Origin of the sequence: Variovorax sp. 350MFTsu5.1, from assembly GCF_048302515.1 — a bacterium.
Classification (GTDB): Bacteria; Pseudomonadota; Gammaproteobacteria; order Burkholderiales; family Burkholderiaceae_C; genus Variovorax; species Variovorax guangxiensis.
The window spans coordinates 2,795,526-2,812,538 of the sequence record NZ_CP157620.1; the positions used below are offsets into that span (position 1 = coordinate 2,795,526).

Sequence of the window (17,013 nt, forward strand, 5' to 3'; positions counted from 1 at the left end):
GGCTCGGCTTTCGACTGGCCACGCACTTTCGCGGCACGCGGCGCTGACCGGCTGCGCGCCGAACATCTGCGCCATCGCCCACAAGAAGCGCGCAGCGGCGTGCTCCATTGCTTCCTGCTCGACTGCTCGGCCTCGATGCGCAACGACGGCAACCTGGCCCGCGCCAAGGGCCTGCTGCTGGCGCTGATGCAGGAGGCCTACCAGCGCCGCGACCATGTCGCGCTGCTGTGCTTCGCCGGCGAGATCGTCGAGCTGCGCCTGCCGCCACGCCGTGCCAGCGTCTGGAACGACGACTGGATCGCGCCGATCGCGGCCGGCGGCGGCACGCCGCTGGCATTGGGCGTGCGGCGCGCCGATCAGCTGCTCGCCAAAAGCGGAACCCGGCAGAACTGGCTGTGGTTGCTGACCGATGGCCGCAGCAGCGAAAGCCCCGAGCGGCCCGAGTCGGCCGATGTGGTGTGCGTGGTCGACTTCGAGGCGGCGCGCTTGCCGCTGCACCGCGCGAGGCAACTGGCCGAAAACTGGGACGCGCGCTATCTGGCGGCGGATGGCGCCTAGGCGGGCTGCACGTCAGCCGATGCCGCTTCGGACGGCGTTTCGTCTGGCGGCGCCAGCATCGTCCCCCTGCAGTTCGGCGAGCCGCAATGGCAGGGGTACTTCGATGGTGGCGAGCCGTCGTCCGCGGTGAGCGAGTAGTCGATGAAAAGCTCGTCGCCCGCGTCCACCGCCACCAGCGTCTGGAACTTCAGCACCAGTTCGCCGCCCTCGTCGTATTCCTCCACTGCCTCGCAGTTCGGCTCGCAGGAGTGGTTCAGGTGGCGGGTGGCGTTGCCGCCCTTGGCTCCGTCGATGGTTTCGTTGTTCGACAGGGTGAACAGGTAGGTGAGCTGGTCGTCCCAGACCTTGGTGGCGATCTCTGCCTTGGTGTAGCGGCGGCCTTCGTAGAGGCCGAGAAAAGCTTCGGCCGGCAGGTCGCGGGTGGCGAAGGCGCCGAGGCCGTGCACGCCGCTGGGGCCGACCCGGACGAAGGGAGTGGACGAGGTTCGCTTGTGGTGCTTCATGGGGGAGAAGGAGCCGTCTGGCGCGTTGTTGTTGGCGTTGTCTTGCCGCTGGAGTGTCGACGCTGTTTCGATCGGGCGGATGACAGTCATCTGCTCAGGGCCTGGGCTCGCCCAGAGATGCCAGGCAGCCCACGATCGCGTCGGCCGCCTCGTCGAGACGGGGGCCGGGGCGCATCATGAGGTCGAAGCGCGCCGAGGCGAAGCTGCACACCCGCCCGCGCTGGATGGCCGACATGGCCGACCAGCCGGGCCGCGAGGCCATGGCGGAGATCTCGCCGAGGGCCGAGACCATCAGCACGTCGGGGTTGGCGCGCACCACGAACTCGGGGCTCATCTTCGGGAAGGGGCCGAGCGTGCCCGGCACGGCATTGCCGAGGCCGAGGCGGGCCAGCGTCTCGCCGATGAAGGAGCTCTCGCTGGCCGCGGCCATGCCGCCATGCACCTCGAAATACACGCGCCGGCCCTGCCAGCCGGCCGGCACGCGGGCCCTGGCTGCGTCCAGCCCGGCGTCGAGCTTGCGCCAGTAGGCCTCGCCCGCGCCGGGGCGGCCGGTGGCGCGGGCCACGGTTTCCATCACCCGGCGCATGTCGGCGTGGGTCTTGGCGTCGAGCGCCAGCACCTTCAGACCCAGCCGCTCCAGCGGCTCGGCGGCGCGGCTGCGAGGGCGCAGCAGCACCAGCTCGGGCTTGAGCGCGAGGATGCGTTCGACGTTCGCGTCGTCGATGCCGCCCACCTGCGGCAGCCCCTTCACCGAGGCCGGCCAGTTGGCATGGCGGTCGATGCCCACCAGCCGGTCGCAGGCGTCGAGCGCGCAGACGGTCTCGGTCAGCGAGGGCATCAGCGACACGATGCGCTTGGCCGGCGCCTGCAGCTCGACCGTGGTGCCCCGGTCGTCCTCCAGGCGGATGCCGGCGCCGTGGGATGCCGCGGCGCCCAGGCCCAGGGCCACGAAGGCGGCGGCCTTCGCGACCTGCCGGGCGGCGATGGAGGGGGAGAACGGGAAGGGCTGCAGGGTGGAGGAGTTCATCGGAACGGGCATCGTCGGCGCGCCGGCTATTGTCGTCGCGGCGTGCGCATGCGAAAGCGACGGGCCGCTTCTTCCTCGGCGCGCGCGTCGTGCACCTCGCGCATCAGCCCGCGCAGGTCGACCGGGCCGCTCGCCTGCGCGAAGCGGCCGGTCAGCTCCGTCTCGGGGCGCAGCTGGCCGCGCTCGTAGAGGTGCCAGATCTCCTCGCCGTAGTTCGTCTCCAGCAGCGCGGGAGCGAAGCGGCCGAAGAAACCGCGCAGGTTGGCCACGTCGCGCAGCAGCATGCGCTGCGCGTGGTTGTTGCCCGCAGCGTCGACGGCCTGCGGCAGATCGATGATCACGGGCCCGTCTTCTGCCAGCAGCACGTTGAACTCCGAGAGGTCGCCATGCACGATGCCGGCGCACAGCATGCGCACCACCTCCCTCAGCAGGCTGGCGTGGTGGCGCAGCGCGTCGCGGGGCGGGAAGGCCACGTCGCCGATGCGCGGGGCGGCGTCGCCGTGGGCGTCGGTCACCAGGTCCATCAGCAGCACGCCTTCGAGGAAGTTGTGCGGCGCGGGCACGCGAACGCCGGCGGCGGCCAGCCTGTAGAGCGCGTCTACTTCGGCACTCTGCCAGATGGCCTCGGTCACGCGCCGGCCGAAGCGCGTGCCCTTGGCCATGGCGCGCGTCTCGCGGCTGTTCTTCACGCGCCGGTTCTCGGTGTAGTCCACGGCCTGGCGGAAGCTGCGCCTGTCGGCTTCCTTGTAGACCTTGGCGCAGCGCGTTTCCTCGCCGCAGCGCACGACGTAGACCATGGCTTCCTTGCCGCTCATGAGCTGGCGCACCACGGAGTTGATCAGGCCTTCTTCGACCAGCGCCTGGAGCCGTTCGGGTACCTTCATGAGCGCACCTCCCGGGCGCGGAAATAGGCCCGCAATGTTTCGGTGCCCAACTGGTAGAAGCCGTCGCGCCTGTATTCCGTGTAGCCGAGCCGGTGGTTGATGGAAAGCATCGGCGCGTTGACTTCGGCGTTGTGGGTGTAGGCCAGCGTCACTTCGGGGTGGCGCTCGTGCACGAGCTGCAGCATCGCGGCCTTCACGCCCTTGGCCAGGCCCTTGCCGCGCCATCGCCTGTCGACGGCGGTGAGCCGCTGGTGCATGCGGTCGGGGAATTGCCGGTTCCAGGAGGCCTCGCACACCGCGACCACTTCGTCGCCGTCGAGCAGCAGCACCAGGAAGTGTTCGCCGCCGCGCCGGTCCATGTCGGCGTACCAGTGCGGGAAGTCTTCCAGCTCGTAGCGCAGCGGAGGGCGATCGAGCAGCGTGGTGGGCGCATCGCTCAGCAGCACGGAGAGCGGCGCCATCAGCGTCGCCAGGCGCTCCATCGGCACACGGCCCGCATGCACTTCGGCGCGCAGGCCGTGAGCGGGTGCGAAGCCATCGGCCTGCCAGCGTGCGAGCTCGCGCCAGTCGAGATCCGCGAGATACATGCGGTTCTCGATGCTGCGGTGCTTCTGCGTGGCGCCGACGGCCTGCAGGAATGCGTGGCCCTCGGGCAGGTGGGTCTTGATGGTCGCGACGGTCTTGCCGCGCGCTTCCATCAGCTCCAGCAGCGCGCGAAGCAGGGCGCTCGCCACGCCCTGGCGCCGGTGCGGGCGCAGCACGCCGCCCCAGGTTTCGAGGAAGGGCGCGAAGGCCTCGTGCTCGGGCGTGCCTTCGCGGCGGAAGCTCGCGCTCAGGCTGCCGATGAATTCGCCATGCGCTCCGACGGCCAGCACGCGGTGGAACTCGTACAGCGGATTGAAGCGCAGCACGTTGTGCCGGGTATCGGCATCGGGGGCGATGGGGTCGCCGGGAAAGTCTTCCGTGGCGCGCACTCGCCAGTAGGTCAGGAAATTGGCCCAGTCGGCTTCGCTCGCGCGCTGGGGATCGAATACCGTTGTCACGGTATGCCGCGCGTTCGCGGCACTGTTTTCAAGCATGGTTGCTGCCTTGATTCGACAAATGAACGGGGCACCACAGGCACGGGCGTGCCTGCGGCGGCGTCTTGTTTGAATCGGGGCGGTTCGGTGGGCGCTGCGGCCGGTGAGGGTGGCCGCGACGGCTGACCGGCTAGGCGGTCGGCGCTTGCTGTTGAACGATCAGTTCAGATGAGGCCCGACAAACCGCACGATATGGGGGGCATGAATTACGGCGTTTTCCATCTCGTACCTCCTTTGCTGCGTGGTTGTCGAAGCGGTGAATGTAGCGGGCTTGCCGCGCGCTGTGAAGTGCCGCGTGGTTCTGGCGCACGCGCCGGATCATTGCGTGGTGCCGGGCCGATCGATTCGATAGACGAAATGCGCGGTTCCGTCGATCGGGTTGTCGGGCGTGAGCGGCCCCTCGGCCACGCGATGGAAACCGGCGCGCTCCAGCACGCGAGAAGAGGCCGCGTTGGCGGCCGACACCGGCACCACGATGCATGGTGCAGCGGGGTAGTCGCGCCATGTGGCATCGACCAGCGTGCGGATCATCGCCGCGCCCAGGCCGCGTCGCAGCGCATCGGGCTCGCCGACGAAGTAGTCGATGCTCAGTGCCGGGCCCGGCACCTCCACCAGCGGCGAGAGTTCGTCGATGTAGCCGGGGTTGTCCTCGAAGGTGTAGCGCTGCACGAGGCCGAAGTCGCGGCCTTCGGTGGAGGCGATGTAAATCTCGGCCGTGTCGCTTCCGTCCACCGACGGGCCGAAGTCGTGCTCGATGGCTTGCTGCGATGTCTCGTGGTTCCACCAGCGCGCCACATGCGGCTCACTGAGCCAGCGCGACAGCATCGCGAAGTCGGCACGCGAGAGCCGGCGCAGCGTGATCGGTGCGTCGGCCCTGAACATGCCTTCAGTTCTTCATGCTGTGGACCAGGGAGGCCAGCGCCGACGATATGAAGATCGCCACGATGAAGCGCAGCCAGCCCGACTTGCGCTGCACGAAGTTGCCGATGGCGACGCCGCCCGTCATCAGCCAGATCAGCGGACTGGTTCCCGAGAGGAAGACGCTGACGACGTACAGGGCCTGCAGCATCATGCTGGCGACCCAGCCGATCTGAGAGAGGGCGCCCGGTGCTTGCTTTGCAGCCGGCGCGGCAGCGGGCTGTGCCGTGGCGGGCGCGCGCGCCGGCGCCGGGCTGGCCGCGACCGGTTGCGGGCGTGCCGCTTCCCGCTGCGCCTTCTTCTCTTCCGCTATCTGCTCGGCGGTTTTCTCCAGCACCGGTGCAGCCGCTTCCGCCGGCTGCCACCACGCCGGCCATGGCGCCTTGCCCGCAGCGGACTGCTTGCGGAACTCGTCCGCACCAAGCTTGCGCGCCGATGCCTGCGTCTTCGGTGCAGCACCGCCTTCGTGCTTCGCCGCCAGCGCGCGAACGCGCTGCAGATACGGCTCGCCACGCGCCGCATCGGTCATCGCGATGAAGTTGGCATAGCCGCGCAGCGCGCCGATCACGTCGTTGTTGCCGTTCCATTGCAGGCCCTGCGGGCCGTTGCGCTCGGCCTGGTGCAGCACGGCGCGGAAGCGCCGCAGCGTGTCGCGGTCGACCGAGAGCTTGTCGTTGACGACGATGCCCGTCACATGCTGCTGGCGGTGCTTTCGCATCACCTGCTGCTTGTCGGGGTGCAGCGTGAGGCCCTCGCTGGCCACGATCTGCTTTGCGCGCCACAGCAGCTTGGCGGTGTCGCGGCTGTGCTCGGGGCCTGCCGAGAACGTCAGGTCGTCGGCGTAGCGCGTGTAGCGAAAGCCCAGCTTCGCCGCACTCGCCGACAGACGGGCGTCGAGTCGGCGGCACAGCAGGTTGGTGATCATCGGGCTGGTGGGCGCGCCCTGCGGCAGCACGCGGTCACCGCGCGCGACGAAATAGCGGTTGCCGTCGAGCTGCACTTCGTCGGTCGGCGCCTCGGTGCACACCAGTGCCAGCAGGCTCGCCACCTGCGACGAGTAGCCGAGCTGGCGGAACACGCCGCGCACGCGGCGCATGCCGATGGAGGGGAAGAAGTCCTTCAGGTCGAGGTTGATGACCACGTCGCGGCCCACGTGCGGTGCGGCGTTGGTGAGGATCGAGCGGCCCGGCATGAAGCCGTGCGCGGCCTCGTGCACCGGCATCTTCGCGAGGATGTTGTCGAGCACCCAGTACTGCGCGCGCTTCAGCCGCGGCATGGGCGCGGAGATGTGGCGCTCGCCGCCGCTCTTCTTGAGCATGGTGAAGCGCTGGTAGTGGCTCACGCTCGACACCTCCCGATGCCATGCGAGAAAACGCAGCTCGCCCAGGCCGATGCCCATGGCCCGCGCGAGATCGCTCGCGTGGTCCAGCGCGGGCAGGGCGTTGCGGGCCAGCGCCTGGCTGTCGCTGTGCGCGTCGTTGAGGCCGCCGGAGACGCCGTCGCCCACGTAGAGCAGCTCGCGCTGGCGCCGCTCGTGCCATGCAACGGCGCGCGCGTGGCGGCCCTGTGCTGCGCGCTGGCGGGTTTCCTCGCGGCGCTCGCGGGCGCGGGCCATGCGCTCCTTGCGCATGATCTTCAGGGCCCGGTCGCGGTCCTCGATGCCGCGCAGTTCGCTGCCGAGCTTCGAGAGCGCCGTCTGCAGCTCGCCCTCTCGGCGGATCAACTGCTCCTCGACCGTCGGCTGCGCTGCGTCGCGCGGCCAGAAGCCCAGGCGCTGCATTTCCTCGAGGACGACTTCCTGCTTGGAACTCTTGCGGATGCGCTCGTACAGCTCCTCGCGGGTGAGCGCGGAGTCGGGAATGGAAGATGAAGAAGAGGAGGCGGGAGACTGCATGGTCATGGCGCTGCGCCACCGGCCGATGCACTGCTGGAAGAGAAAGGTTGCGAACGAAGCGGGAATCTCGTCGAAGAGCCTCGGGACTGGAGGGCTCCACTCGACGCCGGATGGCCATGGTGACGCCGATGAGCTTCGAGGAAGCCGCACTGTTGTCGCGTCACCATGGCCATCCGGCACAGTGAAGAGACGTCCAGTGACGCTTGGGAAGTGCTGTATGCGAGGGCGGCGATACGCCGACCGGATTGCAAGAGCCTTCCCGCTCCGTTCGCAAAAGCAGTGTATCAGCCGATGTGGGCGGTGGTCCTTTCCTGGTCTGTCGTTGTTGTTGTCGTCGTGTTCGCGGTGATCGAAGGCGCGGCCGACAGGCGCAGCGCGAGCATGTGCTCGCACGGCCCCTTGGTCATGCGGTGGCGCACGAAGTGGCTGCACTGGCATTCGCCCGAGGCGACGCGCTGGTCGGCGTCGAGCTGCAGGCTCATGAAGTACTCGCGCTGCCCGGACGCGCCCTTGCACTTGCCGCTGATGGAAACGCCGCCGTCGGCGCGCGCCTGCGTCTTCACGCCCGCGATGCGGCGCGCGCGCACCAGTTCGGCCGCGGCTTCCTCCTCGGGGCTGGCGTAGCGCAGCTTGTCCATGGGCAGCGGCTCGCGGCTGAGCTCGCGCAGCCGCCACACGCCGTGCGCGATGTCGTACACCACGCGCCCTGCCTGCACGTAGCCGCCGAGCGCGGCATCGACCGTGAGCGTCGAAAGACCCGTGGCCGCCGCCAGCTCGGCGGTGGTGGCGCGCCAGCGTTCGCCCAGCGCCGCGAACACGCGCAGCAGGCTGTCCTGGTCGACCGTCTGGCGCGGCTGCAGCAGTTCGAAGTGGCCGTTGCGCGACCAGTCGTTGGCGGTCCAGCCCGAGAGGCCGAGGGTGAATTCCATGTCGGGCATCTGCGCGACCCAGAAGCTGGGCATGCCCGTGCCCAGCAGGTGCACGGTGAAGCCCTGCGCCACCGGCACCAGCCGTTCGAGCTGCAGCAGGCGTCGCCGGCCCCACACGCGGATGTCGATGTCGGAAGTGGCGCTGTGCGTGGAGCGCGGGCACACCAGCTCGTGGCCCCAGGGCTCGAACACGATGCGCACCGGCTGCCCCGGCCGAAGCACGAAGCGCAGCGAACGCGGGCCCACGCGCTCCTTGCGGCGGCGCAGCACCAGGCAGATGTTGTGGATGTCCATCGGGTGCAGCTGCAGCCGGTGCGCGGGCAGCAGCATCGCGCTGTTCACCTGCAGGAAGCCGCGCACCCAGCTGTCGGGCACGTCGATCTTTGGCTCGTGGAAGGCCGGATCGTTGTCGCTCTGAACCTGGAAGCCGCCGGGGTCGATGGCCAGCCGCGTCGTCTTGTAGTCGCGGATCTTCTGGAACTCGTCGTACAGCGACTCCGAATAGTCGACGTTGGTGGTGCCGTACGCATGGTCGCTCACCCGGTCGAAGATGTCGTGGCTGCACGAGAACGTGCCGTAGCTCGACTCGTCCTGGCTGAAGCATTCGAAGAACACGCGGTCGGGGTGCACCGTGATGACCGGGTCGAGCACGAACCACGCCTCGCGGTTGACCTTGTAGAGGTGGTCGAAGTAGCGCTTCTGCGCGCTCATGAAGGGCTGCAGCACCGACTGCTTGCGCTTGCGCAGCTCGGCCAGCTCCTTGCTGATGGGCTCCATCTGCGCCTTAAGCTCGTCGCTGCGCGCCATGAACTGCGCGAGCAACTGGCCCTCTTGCCCGGCCAGCCATTCGAGGTACGCGCTCTTGTCGCGCGGCTTGAAGCGCAGGTCGCCCACCACCACGTCGTGCAGCGCCGACATGCCTTCGCGGAACGGCAGGTGGCGGTTGATGTCGGCGACGAAGTGCACCGGCGCGCGCAGCGTATCGGGCGCGAACTGCAGCGCGGTGCTGTTGGCCGTGTGCTGTGCGCCTGAATGGCCGAAGTAGCGGTACTGGAATCTCATGCCGCGGGCCCTCCGGTCAGGGCGGAGGAAGAGGGCGGAGGCGCGCGGCGCGGCGCGATGCTGCGCACCGGCGCGGTCTGCAAGGGGTTGTCCAGCCCGGGGAAGGCGGCCTGGATGCTGCGCAGCCCGGCCACGTATTGCGCGCGCTCGGTGATCGCGCCTGTCACGGCCTGCCGTGCGAACACGCGGGCGACGATGCGCGCGATGTCTTCCGAGTGCATCGCCTGCGCGGCCAGGAACTCCATGACGCGCGCCTTGGCCAGCCGGCCCCGGTTGGCCTGCGAGAGCACGCTGAGGAAGTAGGGCTCCAGCCGCGCGAGCACGTCGGCATTGCGGCTCGCGGCCGAGGCCAGCCAGTTGGTCACGAAGAGCTGCATGCCCGGCGAGGGATGCTGGCTCAGCTGCAGCATGTAGGTGGTGACGTCGGTCACGTCGAAATGCGTGGTGAGCAACTCGCGGCCCAGGCGCTGGGCGCCGGCGTCCTTGTGGTCGCACAGGCGCACGAGCAGCGCAGGCGTCCACAGGCTGGATTCGCCCTGGGCGCCGAACCACTGGCGCGCCCAGTCGCGCGCGTCGTCCCAGCGGCTGTCGAAGATGCGCAGCGCGTCGCCGAGTTCGGCGAGGGTGCGTTCCGGCCTGGCGGCCAGTTGTTCGGTGGCCCACTGGCGCGCGGCAGCGGTGTCGACAAGGCCGAAGCTCGCGGTCTGCAGCACGCTGAAGCTCGATGCATCCTGTTGCGGCAGCAGCCATGCGCCCAGGCGCTGCGCGCCCTTGCTGCGCGCTTCGAGCAGGCGCAGCGTCACGGCGGGCTCGCCGCGGCGCGTGTGCTCGGCCAGCGGGCCGCACAGCCATTGCAGCAGCGAATCGAACACGCCCTCGGCGGCTTCGGCGCGGAACAGCTCGTCGCGCAGCAGCGGCATCAGCGCGGCGGCGAAGGCCGGGTGCGCGGGCAGCAACTGCGCAAGGCGCGGTGCGACGGCGGCACGCACGACCGGCATCGGGCTGCTGCAGAAGGCGGCAAAGAGTTCGGGCTGGGTGACCAGCGACTCGTCGGGCAGCGATGTGAAGAGCCTCACGCCGGCGCCGCGCAGCCGCTCGTCGCCGGACTGCAGCAGCCGCGTGAGCACGCTCACCGGCAGGCCCTGCACCGAGGCCGGATGCAGCAGCAGCCACTCTGCGGCGGTGCGCACGACGTCGGGGCTCGCATGATCGAAGAGCGCCAGCAGCCTGTCGAGCGGCGCCTTGGCGGCAGCCGTGCGCAGCAGGCCCTGCAGCGCCCATTGCACGTTCTCGCAGATGGCGTCGAGCTGCGGCTGCGCGGCATCGCAGGCCGACAGCCACGAGAGCAGTTCGGAGGCGAGCACATCGAGCGTCGAAGGGTTCGGCGCGGCGGCCTGCAGCAGCAGGCGCGAGGCGCGGCGCACTTCGGCGTCGGCCGAGGTCAGCAGCATCAGCAGCAGGCCGACGTGCTGGCTGTAGAGGCCCGGGTCCTGCCCGATGTATTCGAGCGCGAGCGTGCGCGCCTCGGCCAGCGGGGAGCCCAGCAGCGCTGGCAGCCAGGGCAGGGGGGCATCGCCCGCCGCGATGCGCTGGCGCGCGATGCCGAGCGCGAAGCGCGCCGTGTCTTCCCAGGTGCTGGCCAGCAGGCGCCAGACGGTGGGCGCTTCGAGCGCTTCGCAGAAGGGCTTGTTGTCCTGCAGCGCGCGCGCGGCGAAGGCGTGCACGGCAGCGCAGCGGCCCTGCTGCATCAGCTGCAGCAGTGCCTGCGGATGGCGATCCCAGCGTTCGGGCCAGGCTTCGGTGCGGTTCAGGCGCTGCGCGGGCAGCGGCGTGCCGCGGCGCCACTGCAGGCCGCCGCGCTGTGCTTCCCATTCGGGGTCGTGGCGATGCAGCAGCTGCATCAGCACCAGCCAGCGGCTGTAGGGGCCGGTGTGCCAGCTGCGCGGCTCGGGCGTCCAGCGCGACTCGCGCTGCTGGCCGGCGGTGCCGGCTTCGGCGTCGTCGGCCGCGAGCAGCACGCCCATGGCGAGCCGCAGCCAGTCGGTTTCATCGGCCGCGCCGGCCAGGGCAAGCCTGCGCAGGTTGCGCCAGGTGCGGCGGCGCAGGTAGTCGCGCGTGCGCTGGCTGTAGGCGAGACGGCTGTCGGGCCGCACGACTTCCTTGGCGATCTCCACGTAGCGGCCGTTGACCTGCGCCCAGCGCCCGCCGGTGCGGTAGGCCGCGCGCTGCGTCTCGAGGCGCTGGTGCAGCACGCCGAGCAGGTCATAGTCGCCCGCGAACTCCGCGCCCTTGTACAGGCGCCGCCATGCGCGGAAGCTGCCGGCCGCGAGCTGCAGCGTCGGCGCGATCTGGAGCAGCGCGGCATGCGCGAGCCCGTCGGCGCGGCGGCCTTCGAGCAGCGACAGGTCGAAGAGCTGTTCGACCCAGACGGCGTACTTCAGTCCGTTCCAGAGCGCCGGGTCGGCCAGGTGTTGCTGGAGCAGCGGCATGGCCTGTGCGGCAGGTACTTCGCCCATCGCGGCCCAGGCGCGTCGCAGCGGGGCGGGCCAGTCGTCAATGATGCGCGCCGCCTCGGCTGCGCGCTGCTCCTCGGGCCAGAGTGCGAGCGCTGCCCATCGCGCGGCGCGCGTGACCACCGGCGTGCGTCCGCGCTTCGACAGCTCGCGCATCGCCTCGAAGGCGCCGGCGTCGCCGCATCGGCCGACGGCCCAGGCGATGCAGTAGTCGAGCATCGGCTCGCCGGTCTCGATGTGATCGATGAGCTGCGGCACGGCGGCAGCGAGCCGGCGTTCGCCGATGCGCCACACAACTCGGGTGCGGCGCACCGGGGGCAGCAGCCGCCATGCGTCGGGGCGGATGGCTGCCAGCAGCACGGCGTCGCCGGGGTGCGCGACGGCGGCAGCGGTGGGCGGGGTTGCCGCCGGAGCCGGTGCGGCGGAGCCTTCGGGCACATAGCCCTGCGCGATCTGCGCGGCAACGGCATGCTCGAATGCTGTGCTGGCTGCCTCGAAGGGCAGCGGCGACGGGGTGAAGACCGTTTCCTTCCATTGCAGCCCGTCGCGGCTGGTGCTCACGTGCACCACATGGCCGGGAGCTTCCGGCAGGGCGAACAGTTCCACTGTGCTGAAGCCGGCGGCGCCTGCCACGCCGGGCTTCGTGCGGATCAATTTCTCTGAGCGAATGCGCTTCACGCGGAGGCCTCCCCTGCCTTCGGTTGGTGCTTGTGCTGCTTTCTTGTGTCGCCGCGCATCTTAGCGGGCGTTTGCGGAGTTCACGGCGATCACTTCGCTCTTGCCTGTGTAGCATGCGCGCTCCGGCAACCACGCAGCGATTCTCCAGATGTCGAACACCGCGCAGACTCCGCAGTCGAGCTTTCTCTACTTCACGGGCGCAGGCTCGGACAAGGTCTACCAGGTGCACCTGCGTCCCAAGGACGACGGATGGGTGGTCGACTACGGCAACGGCCGGCGCGGCGGCACGCTTTCCACCGGCACCAAGACCAGCAGTCCGGTCGCCTACGAGGCCGCGCTGAAGATCTACGACAAGGTCGTCAAGGAGAAGACTTCCAAGGGCTACACGACCGACCAGTCCGGCGCGCTCTACACCTCCACCGACCTCGCCGGCCGCGTGAGCGGCGAGCTGCCGCAGCTGCCCACGCTGATCATCGAGGAGCAGGCCGCGCGCTACTTCGACGACCCCGGCTGGGGCCTGCAGGAAAAGGCCGATGGAGAAAACCGCATCCTGCTGATCGAGGGCGAGACTGTGCGCGGCACCAACCGGCGCGGGCTGTTCGTCGACATTCCGCAGGCATGGGTCGCAGCGGCTGCAGCACAGCCTGGGCGCACCGTGATCGCGGGCGAGCACGTGGGCGATGCCTTCATGGCCTTCGACCTCCTGGAGTTGCACGGCGAGGACCTGCGCGGCGCGCCCTTCATCGAGCGATTCGGCCATCTGCGCACGGTCGCGCCGTCGATGCCGTGGATCAGCCTGCTCGAACTCGAGCTCACGGCCGAGGGCAAGCGCCGCCGTGCTGCCGAGCTGCTGGCCGCGCACGGCGAAGGCTATGTGCTCAAGTCGCTCGACGCACCCTTCGCCGCGGGCCGCAGCACCAGCAGCCTGAAGTTCAAGTTCAACCAGAGCGCGACCTGCGAAGTGATCCGTGTGAACGCCCAGCGCTCGGTGGCCGTGGGACTGCGCGACGATGGCGGCGAGATGGTCGATCTGGGCAACGTGACGGTGCCACCCAACGAGGCGCTGCCGGCCGTGGGCGCGCTGGTGGAGGTGCGCTATCTCTACCGCTATGCCGGTGGCAAGTTCGAGCAGCCGGTCTACAAGGGGCAGCGGCCGGACATGACGGCGGAAGACGCTGTGTTGTCGCAGGTCACGCGCATCAAGGACCGAAGCGCGGCGGCCGGCGACGACGACGCCTGACGCCGGCCATTCAGCCCAGCGCCGCGCGCAGCCTGGCAGCGAGCCGGTTGGCCTCGGCGGCGGTCGCGATGTTGGTGAAGCCCATCAGCAGCCCCTGCGCGCCGGGCCCCGAGACGCCGCGTGCCGACAGCGGCTGGCAGTTGAGCCCCGCCTGCTGCGCGCGGCGGGCCAGCGCGACGTCGTCTTCCTCGCGGCCGTCGAAGCGCGCGATGAGGTGCATGCCGCCGCTGCGCAGGTCGAGGTGCACTGCATCGCCAAAAGCCTTCTGCAGCGCGGCAACGAGCATCGCGCGGCGGCGCGCGTAGAGCAGGCGCATCTTCTTCAGGTGGCGCGGGAAGTGGCCCTCGCGCATGAAGTCGGCCACCACTGCCTGCGTGCTCTGCGGGCTGCCGTTCGACCATGTGCGCGCCGCTTCCTCGAAGCGCGGGCACAGCGATTCGGGAACGACGAGGTAGCCCAGCGCCAGCCCGGGGAAGAGCACCTTCGAGAAGCTGCCGGCGTACAGCACGCGGTCGTGGCCATCCAGGCTCTTGAGCGCGGGCAGCGGTGCGCCGGCGTAGCGGTACTCGCTGTCGTAGTCGTCCTCGACGATCCAGGCGTTCGCCTTCGAAGCCCATTCCAGCAGCTGGAGCCGCCGCGCGAGCGTCATCGACACGCCCAGCGGTGCCTGGTGTGAAGGCGTCACGACAGCCATCCGGGCTTCGGGCGCCTTGCGCAGGCCGCGCGCGACGACGAGGCCGTCTTCGTCCACGGGCACCGGCACCGTGCGATGGCCGGCGGCGCGCAACACCTCCTGCGTCGGCGGGAAGCCGGGGTCCTCGATCCACACGCGCTCGTCCTTCTTCAGCAGCGTGCGCGCGACGAGCGCGAGCGAGGCGCGGTAGCCGCCCGTCACCAGCACCTGCGAGGCATGGCACGAGACGCCGCGCGACACCTGCAGGTAGGCCGCGATGGCTTCGCGCAGCGGCGGGTAGCCGCCGGGGTCGCCGTAGAACATGTCGGCCGCGTTCACGGCCCGCGCGCGGCGGGCGGCGAGGCGCGACCACAGCTTGCGCGGAAACGCATCGAGCGCCGGGATGCCCAGCTGCATGAGCGGTGGCTCGCCCGGGTGCTTGAGCGCATCGGGCGCCGGCTTGTCGATGCCGCGGGGCGGCTCCCGCCTTGCCGGCCGATGCTGCGGCAGCGATGGCGACACCACCGTGCCTGCCTGTCCGCGAGAAGAGAAATAGCCTTCGCCGGTCAGCTGGTTATAGGCGGCCTCGATGGTGCCGCGCGCCACGCCGAGCTCGGCCGCGAGGCTGCGCGCCGAGGCGACGCGGTCGCCGGGGCGCAGCGTGCCTTGCTCGATGGCGCTGCGGTAGCGCTCGTAGATCTGCCGGAACAGCGGCGTCTTCCTGGCCCGGTCGATTCCCGGTACGTCCTTCGGTGCTTGGGGCTGGGTCATCATGGCCTGGTCGTTTTGGCGATTCTTGGCTCTTTTGGATGGGGCATCGTAGACCTAAGCTCGTCCTCATGGACAGCCTGGAAGGAAGAATGCAATGAGCGAGAAGGTATTTCTGGCGGGAGCGACCGGCGCGGTGGGCGTCGCGCTGGTGCCGATGCTGATCGAGGCGGGCTACACCGTTCACGGCAGCACCCGGCGCGCGGACCGGGTGGGCGCATTGGAGGCGATGGGCGTGCACCCGGTCGTCGTCGACGTGTTCGACGCGGCGGCCCTGCGCGAGGCGCTGGTGCGCATCGCGCCCTGGGGCGTGATCCACCAGCTCACCGACCTGCCCAAGGACCTGGACCCGGCACGCATGGCCGATGCCGCCGTGCTCAATGCGCGAGTGCGCACCGAGGGCACGCGCAACCTCGTGGCCGCGGCGCAGGCGGCGGGCGCGAAGCGGCTGGTGGCGCAGAGCATCGCCTGGGCCTACGCGCCGGGGCCGAAGCCCTTCACCGAAGCGCAGCCGCTGGACATCGGGGCCGAAGGCGCGCGCCGCGTCAGCGTGGGCGGCGTGGCCGCCCTGGAGCAGAGCGTGATGGGCGCACATGGCATGACCGCCACGGTGCTGCGCTACGGCCAGCTGTACGGGCCGAACACTTCGACCGAGACATCCAAGGGCCCGAGCCCGCTGCATGTGGAAGCCGCCGCGCGAGCCGCCTTGCTGGCGCTGCAGCGCTCCATGGGCGGCATCTTCAACATCGCGGAGGACGGCAACGAAGTCAGCAGCGAGAAGGCGAAGCAGGCGCTGGGCTGGCGGGCCGAGGCGCGGTCGGGAGCCACGCCGTGAATGCGCTGCCGCTGTTGATGCGGCGCCGCGCGGGCATCGGCTTTGCCGCGCTGGCGTTCGTGGCGGCGGGCTGGGCCTTGCTGCCGCATGCGAGCAGGCAGTCGACGGCGCGGCTCATCGACGACATCTGCAGCACCGTGAGCCGCCCGATGTTCTCGTCGGCGCCCGCGCCCGAAGGCTCCGCCGCCGCCGCGCGGCCGCGCACCTCGGTGAAGGTGATCTCCTGCGAGGCGCTGCCCCATGTGCCCGGCAAGTCGGTGACCACCGCCATCGTCGACTTTCCGCCCATGGCCTATTCACCGGCGCACCGGCACCCAGGCTCGGTGACCGCGATCATTCTCGAAGGCACGGTGCGTTCGCAGCTCGCTGGCGGACCGGCGGGCGACTACAGGCCGGGAGAAACCTTCTTCGAGCCGCCCGGCACGCTGCACCTGTTCGCGGAGAACCCCGATCCGGTGAAGCACGCCAGGCTGGTGTCGGTGTTCGTGACCGAGGAGAACTGCGGCCCGCTGGTGCTGCCGCCCTGATCAGGCGGTCGCTTCGAAGGCCGCGTGATACGCGACTGTGCCCGATGGCATCGTGCCGTTCAGGAGCAGCGCCTGGAAATACTGCGGCGGTACGCCGGGGTAGACCAGCGCGGGCGTTGCCGCGAAGCCGAAGCGGCCGTAATAGGCCGGCTCGCCCAGTACCACGCAGCCGGCCGCGCCCAAATCGCGCAATGCAGCCAGCGCCTTGTTCACGAGCTGCGTGCCGATGCCTTGCCCTTGATGTTCGGGCGCAACCGAAACCGGCCCGAGCCCGTACCAGCCGGGCGAGTCGTCCGAGATGCGCACCGGCGATATGGCGACATGGCCGACGACTTGCCCGCCGGCATTCTCGGCAACGAGCGAGACGGAAAGCTGGCCGGCACCGCGCAACGCGTTGACGATGAATTGTTCGGTGCGGCTCGAATGCCCGGCATCGAGAAATGCCGCGGCCGTCACTACCTCGATGGCCGGCGCGTCCGTTGCCGCTTCGTTCCTGATCGTGATGTTCATCGTGGTCATGCGGGTGCTGGCTACCGCATCTTCTCGCCATCGCGCACCGATTCGACAGCGCCGTTGTAGAACCGGACGATGCCGAGGAAGTTGCCCTGGCCCCGGTGGTACACCCAGTCTTCCATCGGCACGCACTGCTGCGTCACCACCTGCTGCGCCGGGCCGCCCGGGTAGGGCGAGAGCACCCACGCCACCTGCGGCCGGGGCACGCAGACGAACTCCTTCGACATCGGCTCGCCGCATTTCTGCACCACCGAGAACTTGGAATCGCCCACGCCGGAAAGCGTGCCGCCGCAGCTCAGCGACTGGGCCGATGCGCCGCCGGCATGCATGAGGGCGGCAAGACAGAAGAGGGCGCTTGCGGCGAATGTGCGCATGGTGCGAATGGACTCCTTGTGCGGGCTGGGACCGTGGC

At 69.8% G+C, this 17,013-nt stretch carries 15 protein-coding genes; 4 read left to right on the forward strand and 11 right to left on the reverse strand.

Annotated features, from left to right (window positions below; genetic code table 11):
• Positions 1-99: 99 nt before the first annotated feature.
• Positions 100-558, forward strand: coding sequence for a vWA domain-containing protein (locus ABL843_RS12565; protein WP_369658535.1), 459 nt, complete (start codon positions 100-102; stop codon positions 556-558).
• Here ABL843_RS12565 and ABL843_RS12570 read toward each other — a convergent pair.
• The 8 genes from ABL843_RS12570 to ABL843_RS12605 form a co-directional block, all read right to left on the reverse strand.
• On the reverse strand, positions 555-1,061 hold the full coding sequence (locus tag ABL843_RS12570) for an SET domain-containing protein (protein ID WP_418120462.1): 507 nt from the start codon (positions 1,059-1,061) through the stop codon (positions 555-557). The two genes, ABL843_RS12565 and ABL843_RS12570, sit on opposite strands and share 4 nt — an antisense overlap.
• A gap of 94 nt (positions 1,062-1,155) precedes the next feature.
• Positions 1,156-2,088 (reverse strand): ABC transporter substrate-binding protein, encoded by a 933-nt coding sequence (locus ABL843_RS12575; RefSeq protein ID WP_418120085.1) that lies wholly within the window; start codon positions 2,086-2,088, stop codon positions 1,156-1,158.
• A 26-nt stretch (positions 2,089-2,114) separates the two neighbouring features.
• The gene (locus ABL843_RS12580) at positions 2,115-2,972 is read right to left on the reverse strand and encodes a PA4780 family RIO1-like protein kinase (protein ID WP_418120086.1); all 858 of its coding nucleotides are present in this window, start codon (positions 2,970-2,972) and stop codon (positions 2,115-2,117) included.
• Entirely contained in the window at positions 2,969-4,051 is a 1,083-nt protein-coding gene (locus ABL843_RS12585) for a GNAT family N-acetyltransferase (protein WP_418120087.1), read from the reverse strand. The genes ABL843_RS12580 and ABL843_RS12585 overlap by 4 nt, the downstream gene beginning before the upstream one ends.
• A gap of 318 nt (positions 4,052-4,369) precedes the next feature.
• The gene (locus ABL843_RS12590; protein WP_418120088.1) at positions 4,370-4,933 is read right to left on the reverse strand and encodes a GNAT family N-acetyltransferase; all 564 of its coding nucleotides are present in this window, start codon (positions 4,931-4,933) and stop codon (positions 4,370-4,372) included.
• A gap of 4 nt (positions 4,934-4,937) precedes the next feature.
• A complete protein-coding gene (locus ABL843_RS12595) occupies positions 4,938-6,869 on the reverse strand; it encodes a reverse transcriptase family protein (protein ID WP_418120089.1) in 1,932 nt (643 codons plus the stop codon).
• Positions 6,870-7,147: 278 nt separating this feature from the next.
• Positions 7,148-8,854 (reverse strand): SWIM zinc finger family protein, encoded by a 1,707-nt coding sequence (locus tag ABL843_RS12600; RefSeq protein WP_418120090.1) that lies wholly within the window; start codon positions 8,852-8,854, stop codon positions 7,148-7,150.
• Entirely contained in the window at positions 8,851-12,045 is a 3,195-nt protein-coding gene (locus ABL843_RS12605; protein WP_418120091.1) for a hypothetical protein, read from the reverse strand. Before ABL843_RS12605 ends, ABL843_RS12600 begins: the two co-directional genes overlap by 4 nt.
• Before the next feature lie 148 nt (positions 12,046-12,193).
• On the opposite strand from ABL843_RS12605, the gene ABL843_RS12610 reads away from it, so the two are divergent.
• Positions 12,194-13,285, forward strand: coding sequence for an ATP-dependent DNA ligase (locus tag ABL843_RS12610; protein ID WP_418120092.1), 1,092 nt, complete (start codon positions 12,194-12,196; stop codon positions 13,283-13,285).
• A gap of 10 nt (positions 13,286-13,295) precedes the next feature.
• Here ABL843_RS12610 and ABL843_RS12615 read toward each other — a convergent pair whose 3' ends face one another.
• Positions 13,296-14,732, reverse strand: coding sequence for a PLP-dependent aminotransferase family protein (locus ABL843_RS12615; RefSeq protein WP_418120093.1), 1,437 nt, complete (start codon positions 14,730-14,732; stop codon positions 13,296-13,298).
• 91 nt (positions 14,733-14,823) lie between these two features.
• Here ABL843_RS12615 and ABL843_RS12620 point away from each other — a divergent pair, with 91 nt between their 5' ends.
• Together ABL843_RS12620 and ABL843_RS12625 are read left to right on the forward strand one after the other, a co-directional pair.
• Complete coding sequence (locus tag ABL843_RS12620; protein ID WP_418120094.1) at positions 14,824-15,561, forward strand: NAD-dependent epimerase/dehydratase family protein; 738 nt, start codon at positions 14,824-14,826, stop codon at positions 15,559-15,561.
• Positions 15,562-15,578: 17 nt separating this feature from the next.
• Complete coding sequence (locus ABL843_RS12625; protein ID WP_369662456.1) at positions 15,579-16,088, forward strand: cupin domain-containing protein; 510 nt, start codon at positions 15,579-15,581, stop codon at positions 16,086-16,088.
• On the opposite strand, the gene ABL843_RS12630 is transcribed toward ABL843_RS12625, so the two are convergent.
• Together ABL843_RS12630 and ABL843_RS12635 are read right to left on the reverse strand one after the other, a co-directional pair.
• Positions 16,089-16,598, reverse strand: coding sequence for a GNAT family N-acetyltransferase (locus tag ABL843_RS12630; RefSeq protein ID WP_418120095.1), 510 nt, complete (start codon positions 16,596-16,598; stop codon positions 16,089-16,091). It abuts the gene before it with no gap.
• Between the two features lie 20 nt (positions 16,599-16,618).
• Complete coding sequence (locus ABL843_RS12635) at positions 16,619-16,975, reverse strand: DUF2845 domain-containing protein (RefSeq protein ID WP_418120096.1); 357 nt, start codon at positions 16,973-16,975, stop codon at positions 16,619-16,621.
• Between the last annotated feature and the right edge of the window lie 38 nt (positions 16,976-17,013).

Coding starts and splice junctions, on each gene's coding strand:
- ABL843_RS12570 (WP_418120462.1), bottom strand. CDS start 1,061: ATGAAGCACCACAAGCGAACCTCGTCCACTCCCTTCGTCCGGGTCGGC.
- ABL843_RS12575 (WP_418120085.1), bottom strand. CDS start 2,088: ATGAACTCCTCCACCCTGCAGCCCTTCCCGTTCTCCCCCTCCATCGCC.
- ABL843_RS12580 (WP_418120086.1), bottom strand. CDS start 2,972: ATGAAGGTACCCGAACGGCTCCAGGCGCTGGTCGAAGAAGGCCTGATC.
- ABL843_RS12585 (WP_418120087.1), bottom strand. CDS start 4,051: ATGCTTGAAAACAGTGCCGCGAACGCGCGGCATACCGTGACAACGGTA.
- ABL843_RS12590 (WP_418120088.1), bottom strand. CDS start 4,933: ATGTTCAGGGCCGACGCACCGATCACGCTGCGCCGGCTCTCGCGTGCC.
- ABL843_RS12595 (WP_418120089.1), bottom strand. CDS start 6,869: ATGACCATGCAGTCTCCCGCCTCCTCTTCTTCATCTTCCATTCCCGAC.
- ABL843_RS12600 (WP_418120090.1), bottom strand. CDS start 8,854: ATGAGATTCCAGTACCGCTACTTCGGCCATTCAGGCGCACAGCACACG.
- ABL843_RS12610 (WP_418120092.1), top strand. CDS start 12,194: ATGTCGAACACCGCGCAGACTCCGCAGTCGAGCTTTCTCTACTTCACG.
- ABL843_RS12615 (WP_418120093.1), bottom strand. CDS start 14,732: ATGATGACCCAGCCCCAAGCACCGAAGGACGTACCGGGAATCGACCGG.
- ABL843_RS12620 (WP_418120094.1), top strand. CDS start 14,824: ATGAGCGAGAAGGTATTTCTGGCGGGAGCGACCGGCGCGGTGGGCGTC.
- ABL843_RS12625 (WP_369662456.1), top strand. CDS start 15,579: ATGCGGCGCCGCGCGGGCATCGGCTTTGCCGCGCTGGCGTTCGTGGCG.
- ABL843_RS12630 (WP_418120095.1), bottom strand. CDS start 16,598: ATGAACATCACGATCAGGAACGAAGCGGCAACGGACGCGCCGGCCATC.
- ABL843_RS12635 (WP_418120096.1), bottom strand. CDS start 16,975: ATGCGCACATTCGCCGCAAGCGCCCTCTTCTGTCTTGCCGCCCTCATG.